Below are 8,099 nucleotides of genomic sequence, written 5' to 3'. Positions count from 1 at the left end.
CCACCCCCCCCCCCCCCCCCCCTCCCCCCCCCCCCCCCCCCCCCCCCCCCCCCCCCCCCCGCTCCCACAGGTTCTCTGGCGTTTTCAGGCTGTGCTTCCCTCATCAGGGTTTTTACGCGACCTTTTTTTGGGGCTTGCAGCAAACTTGGTCGATCCCTGAAACTGACTGACCTGCCTGTAGCCTTTTTCCATGGAGCGCGCCGTCATGGCCAACGAACTCTATACCCGCACCAACCAGAAGATCTTTTACGCCGGCCTCGCCCTGGAAGCCCTGGGCAAGGCCGAGGCGAGCGGGGCGATGAATGCCCTGGCGCTGATCCAGGCCGAGCGTGAAGCGGCGGTGTTCCATCTGTATGGTGCGCTGCTCGGGCTGTGCCATGAGATTGCCGGTTTCTACCGCTTGCCCCAGGCCGCTGCGCCGCGGGCCGAGTTGTTGCTGACCCGTGAGGTGCTGGAGGCGATCGCCATCCCTGAAATGGCCGAGCTGGTGGAGTTGGCCCATAGCCCGCAAACCTGGCTGGCCCGCTTGATCAGTGCCCATGCCGCGCTGTATCTACCGCCCCAGGCTCCCAGGAAGGTCAAGGGCGACGTGTTGCAGCCGTTGATCGTGGCAGTCAGCCTGGATGAGGACGAGATGCCCGAGCTGGGCCGTGAGGAGCTGGAGAGCTGGCGGCAGAATCTGAAGGCGCTGGCGATCCGTTTCCGCGATGGGCTCAACGAATGCTGAGTGATTGAACGGGCATATGGATGAACAAAGGGCGATTGTTTTGTCGTCTTTTTCTTCGATATAAGTGGTATCCATCTGTCAGATGTTCATCAAGCGGTAAAGAAAGCGCTGCAGTTCCCCTGCGAGGAGCCATCGATGACTGATATAATGATGGCCTTTCGTGGAGAACAGACACTATGCCTACGTCCTTTCTAGAAATTGTCGAGCTGCCGGACGGCCGTATCGAGCTGCGCCGGGCCGAGGACGAAGGTTCTCTGGTGACCCTTAACTTTTCCGAAGATGCCAAGGCATTCCTGCAGGGCCAGCACGTTGAAGTGGCCAAGGCCATGTTGAGCGTGGGCGTGCAGATGGCGGGGCGTTTGGTCGAAGGTGAAATCGAGAAAGACGACGGCGGGCCACGGGTTCTTCACTGAACCGAGGCTCGTCCGGCGCGATAACGTTTCAGATCGGCTTCTCTGTCCTGGAGAGGCCCTGAGGCGGTCGGTGTGTACTATCGGCCCTGACGGCCGTTCAATTCGTCAGCCCAAGCGAATATTCAGACTTTGCGCATCGCCTTGACGAGCCGCGCTGATCAGCTGTTGGCGAGCATGAGCGTTCAGCGGGTTCAGCCAGCTGACCACGGTGTGGCTGCGGCCCAGACGCAAGGCCTCACAGGTCAATTGCTGGGCGTTTTGGGCACTGCTCGGCTGCAGGAGCAGAATCCGTTCGCGGTTGAGTCCGGCATCCCGCAGCCAGGCCTGGGTCAGGCTCGACGGCGGGGCGATCAGGGTCAGCCAGCGGGCTTCCTGGTCCAGGCTCAACTCCCGCAGGATCGGGGCCAGCAGGCTCAGGCAACTCCCGGCAGCGCCCCGCAACGACAGCTCACTGAAAACTTCTGGCTCGGGGCTCCAGGGGGCTTCGACCACCTCTTTGAGCAGGGGCGCGAGGGGTTGCGCCATGAACGCCTCAAACAGGGAAAGCTGTGCGTGTTGTGGGGTTTGCTGGAATTGCATGACGCCTCCTTCAGCGGCGAATGACGCCGACACTCAAACCTTCGATGACGAAGTCCTGATCTTTCAGGTTGACTTCGATGGGGGCGAACTCGGGGTTTTCCGCCAGCAGCCAGACTTTGCTGCCTTCGCGCTTGAAGCGCTTGACGGTGACATCGTCGCCGATCCGCGCCACCACGATCTGGCCATTGCGGGCTTCGCGGCAGGTGTGTACGGCCAGCAGGTCACCGTCGAAAATGCCGACGTCCTTCATGCTCATGCCGTGAACGCGTAACAGATAGTCGGCCCGGGGATGGAAGAAGGTCGGGTTGATGTTGCAAGATTCTTCGACGTGCTGCTGGGCGAGAATCGGTGCACCGGCGGCCACGCGGCCAATGATCGGCAGGGTGGATTCATCGGTCTTGGCTTCGAAGCCGGGGATCCGAATGCCGCGGGACGCGCCCGGGGTCATTTCGATCGCGCCCTTGCGGGCCAGAGCCTTGAGGTGCTCCTCAGCCGCGTTCGGTGACTTGAAGCCCAGCTCCAGGGCAATTTCCGCGCGGGTCGGCGGATAGCCATTGTCATCCAGGCAACGTTTGATAAAGGCCAGAATCTCAGCTTGGCGTGGCGTCAGTTTTATCATTTTGAGCGCTCTGTCTTTTTATACAGTGACTGGGATTATATACAGTGCAAGGCGCTTGGCAATCCTCCTTTTTCTCGCGCCCGCCGGACGGTCACCGGGCCGCACTGTCCGAGCCGGATCGGAGGGATGGCTACAGGCCAGGGTTTGTATGATTTAATGCTTGACCAGCGGGCCACAAATGGACCGCCAGACTTGACATTCGCGAGGCTGAAACGTATGTTTCAAACAAGTGTTTGTCAGGCGGAGTAACCATGGCCCAGTCGGAAACCGTTGAACGCATTCTCGATGCTGCCGAGCAATTGTTCGCGGAAAAAGGTTTCGCCGAGACCTCATTGCGGTTGATTACCAGCAAGGCGGGAGTCAATCTCGCGGCGGTGAACTATCACTTCGGCTCGAAGAAGGCCCTGATCCAGGCGGTGTTCTCGCGTTTCCTCGGACCGTTCTGCATCAGTCTCGACCGTGAGCTGGAGCGACGCCAGGCCAAGCCCGAGGTCAAGCCCGGGCTGGAAGAACTGTTGGAGATCCTGGTCGAGCAGGCGATGGTGGTGCAACCACGCAGCGGCAACGACCTGTCGATCTTCATGCGTTTGCTGGGGCTGGCCTTCAGCCAGAGCCAGGGTCACCTGCGACGTTACCTGGAAGACATGTACGGCAAGGTGTTCCGCCGCTACATGTTGCTGGTCAACGATGCCGCGCCACGGATTCCACCGATAGAGTTGTTCTGGCGCGTGCACTTCATGCTCGGCGCGGCGGCGTTCAGCATGTCGGGTATCAAGGCATTGCGCGCGATTGCCGAGACCGACTTCGGGGTCAACACCTCCATCGAGCAGGTCATGCGCCTGATGGTGCCGTTCCTCGCGGCCGGTATGCGCGCCGACAGCGGTGTCACCGATGCCTCCATGGCGGCGGCGCAGTTGCGCCCACGCAGCAAGTCGACGCCGGTGCCGGCGGTAGCCAAGGTTTAATCTGTTACGGGTGGGCGCGCCGGCTTTGTTCCGCTAAGCTGCCGCCCATGCCTGATTTTTTTCTGTTCCAAGTCCCGCTTGTCCGTTCCCGCTTGCCTGGCGTCGCCCATGGCAAGGCGTTGCCGTGCCTGTCTGTCGACGGCTGGCGCGGTGGTTCGGGAGGGCAATGGGCACTTTTGTCCAAGGATTCCCTATGAGTACTGCCCTGCAAGGCTCCCTGATGGTGGACGTCGCCGGTACCTGGCTGACGGCTGAAGATCGCCAGTTGTTGCGCCAGCCGCAAGTCGGCGGGTTGATCATCTTTGCGCGCAATATCGAGCACCCGCGTCAGGTCCGCGAGCTGAGCGCGGCCATTCGCGCCGTGCGCCCGGACCTGTTGCTGGCGGTCGACCAGGAAGGCGGGCGGGTGCAGCGCTTGCGCCAGGGCTTTGTGCGCTTGCCGGCGATGCGCGCTCTTGCCGACAGTCCGGACGCCGAATACCTGGCTGAGCAGTGCGGCTGGTTGATGGCGACCGAGGTGCTGGCGGCGGGCCTGGACCTCAGTTTCGCGCCGGTCCTGGACCTCGACTACCAACGCAGTGCCGTGGTCGGCAGCCGTGCCTTCGAGGGTGATCCCGAACGTGCGGCGTTGCTCGCCGGAGCATTTATCCGTGGTATGAACAGCGCCGGCATGGCCGCCACCGGCAAGCATTTTCCCGGTCATGGCTGGGCCGAAGCCGACTCCCACGTGGCGATTCCCACGGACGAGCGCAGCCTGGATGAAATCCGCGCCAATGACCTGTTGCCTTTCGCCCGCCTGAGCCGGCAGCTCGCCGCGGTGATGCCGGCCCATGTGATTTATCCACAGGTCGATGCGCAACCCGCCGGCTTCTCGCGTCGTTGGCTGCAGGAAATCCTGCGTGGCGAATTGCAATTTGACGGGGTTATCTTCAGCGATGACCTGTCGATGGCCGGTGCCCATGTGGTCGGCGATGCCGCCAGCCGGATCGAAGCGGCCTTATCCGCGGGTTGTGACATGGGCCTGGTGTGCAACGACCGGGCCGCCGCCGAGCTGGCCCTGAGTGCCGCCCAGCGCTTGAAGGTCCGGCCGTCGCCGCGCATTGCGCGGATGCGCGGCCAGGGGTTCGCCCGCACCGATTATCGCCAGGACCCGCGTTGGCTGACGGCGCTCATGGCGCTCAAAGACGCTCAACTGATTGACTGAGGAAGCTTGCATGACGGTTTACGCAATTATCGGTGGCACGGGCCTGACCCAGCTTGAAGGCTTGAGCATTCGTCAGTCCCTGGCGCTGGACACGCCCTACGGTGCCCCATCGGCAGAGATCCAGATCGGCGAATACGCCGGGCGTGAAGTGCTGTTCCTGGCACGTCATGGGCATCCGCACCGTTTTCCGCCGCATCAGGTGAACTACCGGGCCAACCTCTGGGCGCTGAAACAGGCGGGCGCCGAGGCGATCCTGGCGGTCAACGCGGTGGGCGGGATTCATGCGGCGATGGGCACCGGGCATTTTTGCGTGCCGCATCAGTTGATCGATTACACCAGCGGTCGTCAGCACACCTACTTTGCCGATGATCTGGAGCAGGTAACCCATATCGATTTCAGCTATCCCTACAGTGAAGGCCTGCGCGAGCGGCTGATTGCGGCATTGGCCGCCGAGGGTTGTGCCTATAGCAGCCATGGCGTCTATGCCTGCACCCAGGGGCCGCGCCTGGAGACGGTGGCCGAGATCGCCCGGTTGGAACGTGATGGCTGCGATATCGTTGGCATGACCGGCATGCCGGAAGCCGCGTTGGCTCGCGAGCTGGAACTGGACTATGCCTGCCTGGCATTGGTGGTGAACCCGGCGGCGGGCAAGTCGACGGCAGTGATCACCATGGCCGAGATCGAGCAGGCCTTGCATGATGGCATGGGCCAGGTGAAGTCGACCCTGGCGCGGGTCCTGTCGGGGCTCTAAAGGCAGACCGGGATCCCTGTAGGAGCTGGCTTGCCAGCGATGAGGCCCTCAAGTCGTGCATCGTTCTCGCGGGCGCCATCGCTGGCAAGCCAGCTCCTACATGGGTTCGGTGTTCTAAGGTGAAATAGCGTTGGGCTCAGGCGCGTTCAACGACCTGCTTTCTTGTCCGGCAGCGGCGCGAACAGGGCTTCGATGTCGTCGTTCTGCAGTTGCCAGTCGCCGGTCTGGCGACCGTCGAGCACGCCGGCGGCCAGGTCCGATTTTTCCTGTTGCAGGTGCTGGATCTTTTCCTCCACCGTGCCGCGGGCAATCATCTTGTAGACGAACACCGGCTTCTCCTGGCCGATCCGGTAGGCGCGGTCGGTGGCCTGGTGTTCGGCGGCCGGGTTCCACCACGGATCGTAGTGGATCACTGTGTCGGCCTCGGTGAGGTTCAGCCCCACGCCGCCGGCCTTGAGGCTGATCAGGAAAATCTGCAACTTGCCGCTCTGGAAGTCCTTGACCGGTGTGCGCCGGTCGCGGGTCTGTCCGGTCAGCAGGGCATAAGCCACCCCGCGCTTGTGCAATTCGACCTCGATCAGCGACAGCATCGAGGTGAACTGCGAGAACAACAGGATCCGCCGACCTTCGTCGAACAACTCTTCGAGCATTTCCATCAGGCTGTCGAGCTTGCCAGAGGTGCTGCCGCGTGCGGGTAGGGGCGCGTCGTTGACCAGGCGCAGGTCGCAGCAGACCTGGCGCAGCTTGAGCAGCGCCTCGAGGATAATGATCTGGCTGCGGGCCACGCCCTTGCGGGTAATCTCGGCGCGGACCTTCTTATCCATGGCCAGGCGCATGGTCTCGTAGACATCGCGCTGGGCCTCGTTGAGTTCGACCCAGTGGATGATCTCGGTCTTGGGTGGCAACTCGGTAGCCACCTGTTCCTTGGTGCGCCGCAGCAGGAAGGGTTTGATCCGGCCATTGAGGTGCAGCAGGCGGACTTCGCTGGCGTGTTTTTCGATCGGCGTGCGGTAATCGCGGTTGAAACTCTTCACGTCCCCCAGCCAGCCCGGCAGCAGGAAGTGAAACAGCGACCAGAGCTCGCCCAGATGGTTTTCCAGCGGCGTGCCGCTCAGGCACAGGCGTTGCCGCGCGTCCAGTTCACGGGCGGCCTGGGCGGCCTTGCTGCCGGGATTCTTGATGTACTGCGCCTCGTCGAGTACCAGCACGTGCAGCGGCTGGGCCTTGAGCTGTTCGATATCCTTGGGCAGCAGGGCGTAGGTGGTGAGCAGCAGGTCGTAATCCTGCAACTGCTCGAAATGCTTCTTGCGTCCGGCCCCGTAGAGCGCCAGTACCTTGAGCTGCGGGGTGAAATGCGCGGCTTCGTCCTGCCAGTTGGGAATCAGGCTGGTGGGCATCACTACCATGCAGGGGCGATCCAGGCGCCCGGCGAGCTTTTCGCTGAGGATATGCGCCAGGGTCTGCAAGGTTTTGCCCAAGCCCATGTCATCGGCGAGGATACCGCCGACTTCCAGTTGCCTGAGCGATTGCATCCAGCTCAGACCCTCGTGCTGGTAAGGGCGCAATGTGGCGTTGAGGCCTTCGGGGATCGCCGCGCTGTAATCGCGGATATCCCGCAGCCGCTGGGCGAAGCCACGGACCTGTTCGCCACCTTCCCACAGCAACGACAGCTCATCCAGCGGATTGAGCCGGGTCGCATCGGCATGGCGCAGGCGCAGACGGGTGGTGCCGGGTTCTTGGAGGTAGAACTCACCCAGGGTGTTGAGCACCGGTCGCAGGCGTCCATAGGGCAAGGCGACCTGGAGCGGCCCGTGGTTGCCACCGGGGGAGGCTGGGATATTCACCAGGATCAGTTCGTCGTCGCGGCGCCGGGCCAGGCGTTCGGGGTTGAGCAGTTCGGTATGCGAACGCACCAGATTCAGCAGGATCGGCAGCAGGCTCAGGCGCTCGCCATTGACGATGATCCCAAGCTCCAGGTCGAACCAGTCGCGCCCGGGGGCTTCGTCGACCGTGGCGTACCAGTCTTGCACGGGACTGAGGTCGAAACCGAAGTCCTCCTCGATCTGCAGTTGCCAGCCCTGGGCGCGCAGGCCGGGCAGTTCGTTGAGGGTGAAGTTCAGCCAGGCGCTGTCGTTGACCATTTCGAACAGCTCGCCAGCACTTTCCGGCAGGGCCTTGCTCTGGCGCGTGGCGATTTTGAACCCGAGCAGGCGCAGCTGTTCGCGGCAGGCCTTTTCCGCTTCGAGCTGGCGTTTGATACGCAGGCTCTGGTGTTCCTGGCGCAGGATGATGTCGGCGTTTTTCTGCCCGCTGACATATTCGCCCAGGTAGTCGAAGGACAGGGCCGCGCGGTGCTGGATATAGCGCTGCATGCGCCCGTTGCGCGGCTCGAAGGCGCTGAACTCGATGCTTGCCAGCCACAGTCGCGGCACTGGCATCAGGTCGTCGATACGCTGTTGCGGCAAGGGCGCCGGCGTGCGCGCATCGAGCACGGCCTGGAGTTTTTGCAGCAGCTCGGCGTCCTTTTCCGCGGCAGGGTAGGCCAGGGTTTCCTGGACTTGCAGCAGCACCGCGGCGGTGTGCTTGCAGCAGTTGCGCACCGGGCAGGTGCAAGTGGCGTCGATCACCAGCAGCGTGCCTTTGGCAGACTCGCGCAGGTGAATGGTCTGACGGTAGGTATTACCGCCGGAGCCTTCGCAACTGGCGGTAATGGTGCTGTCACCGGCCTGGACGATCCTCACGCGGTTTTCCAGGGCGTAGCGCCGGCCCCGTTCCAGGCTCTGTTCCTTGAAGCGACTGACCCAGGACGCGGCGAGCGGTTTCGTCAGGGTGGGCGTCAGG

At 62.8% G+C, this 8,099-nt stretch carries 8 protein-coding genes; 5 read left to right on the top strand and 3 right to left on the bottom strand.

The window, feature by feature from the left end; genetic code table 11:
* Positions 1-205: 205 nt before the first annotated feature.
* Together AC07T0_RS19365 and AC07T0_RS19360 are read left to right on the top strand one after the other, a co-directional pair.
* Positions 206-727, top strand: coding sequence for a DUF6586 family protein (locus tag AC07T0_RS19365; RefSeq protein ID WP_495002732.1), 522 nt, complete (start codon positions 206-208; stop codon positions 725-727).
* 176 nt (positions 728-903) lie between these two features.
* A complete protein-coding gene (locus tag AC07T0_RS19360) occupies positions 904-1,140 on the top strand; it encodes a hypothetical protein (protein WP_040063188.1) in 237 nt (78 codons plus the stop codon).
* A 105-nt stretch (positions 1,141-1,245) separates the two neighbouring features.
* On the opposite strand, the gene sulA is transcribed toward AC07T0_RS19360, so the two are convergent.
* Positions 1,246-1,719, bottom strand: coding sequence for an SOS-induced cell division inhibitor SulA (gene sulA, locus AC07T0_RS19355; RefSeq protein WP_495002731.1), 474 nt, complete (start codon positions 1,717-1,719; stop codon positions 1,246-1,248).
* A gap of 10 nt (positions 1,720-1,729) precedes the next feature.
* Positions 1,730-2,338, bottom strand: coding sequence for a transcriptional repressor LexA (gene lexA, locus AC07T0_RS19350; protein ID WP_248800523.1), 609 nt, complete (start codon positions 2,336-2,338; stop codon positions 1,730-1,732).
* A gap of 251 nt (positions 2,339-2,589) precedes the next feature.
* Here lexA and AC07T0_RS19345 point away from each other — a divergent pair, with 251 nt between their 5' ends.
* The 3 genes from AC07T0_RS19345 to AC07T0_RS19335 all read left to right on the top strand — a co-directional run bounded on the left by AC07T0_RS19345 (position 2,590) and on the right by AC07T0_RS19335 (position 5,258).
* Positions 2,590-3,303 (top strand): TetR/AcrR family transcriptional regulator, encoded by a 714-nt coding sequence (locus tag AC07T0_RS19345; protein ID WP_495002730.1) that lies wholly within the window; start codon positions 2,590-2,592, stop codon positions 3,301-3,303.
* Positions 3,304-3,508: 205 nt separating this feature from the next.
* Positions 3,509-4,507 (top strand): beta-N-acetylhexosaminidase, encoded by a 999-nt coding sequence (nagZ, locus tag AC07T0_RS19340; protein WP_495002737.1) that lies wholly within the window; start codon positions 3,509-3,511, stop codon positions 4,505-4,507.
* 10 nt (positions 4,508-4,517) lie between these two features.
* Positions 4,518-5,258 carry an S-methyl-5'-thioinosine phosphorylase gene (locus tag AC07T0_RS19335; RefSeq protein WP_495002729.1) on the top strand — a complete coding sequence of 247 codons (741 nt, stop codon included), beginning with the start codon at positions 4,518-4,520 and terminating at the stop codon, positions 5,256-5,258.
* A gap of 146 nt (positions 5,259-5,404) precedes the next feature.
* Here the strand turns inward: AC07T0_RS19335 and AC07T0_RS19330 are convergent, their stop codons facing one another.
* On the bottom strand, positions 5,405-8,098 hold the full coding sequence (locus AC07T0_RS19330; protein ID WP_495002736.1) for an SNF2-related protein: 2,694 nt from the start codon (positions 8,096-8,098) through the stop codon (positions 5,405-5,407).
* Position 8,099 lies beyond the last annotated feature (1 nt).

It is taken from the genome of Pseudomonas sp. GW821-FHT04D07 (genome assembly GCF_059420225.1).
The sequence above is the reverse complement of the archived record's forward strand: the minus strand, read 5'-3'. Positions and strand labels throughout refer to the sequence as shown.

Coding starts and splice junctions, on each gene's coding strand:
- AC07T0_RS19345 (WP_495002730.1), top strand. CDS start 2,590: ATGGCCCAGTCGGAAACCGTTGAACGCATTCTCGATGCTGCCGAGCAA.
- lexA (WP_248800523.1), bottom strand. CDS start 2,338: ATGATAAAACTGACGCCACGCCAAGCTGAGATTCTGGCCTTTATCAAA.
- AC07T0_RS19335 (WP_495002729.1), top strand. CDS start 4,518: ATGACGGTTTACGCAATTATCGGTGGCACGGGCCTGACCCAGCTTGAA.
- AC07T0_RS19365 (WP_495002732.1), top strand. CDS start 206: ATGGCCAACGAACTCTATACCCGCACCAACCAGAAGATCTTTTACGCC.
- AC07T0_RS19360 (WP_040063188.1), top strand. CDS start 904: ATGCCTACGTCCTTTCTAGAAATTGTCGAGCTGCCGGACGGCCGTATC.
- sulA (WP_495002731.1), bottom strand. CDS start 1,719: ATGCAATTCCAGCAAACCCCACAACACGCACAGCTTTCCCTGTTTGAG.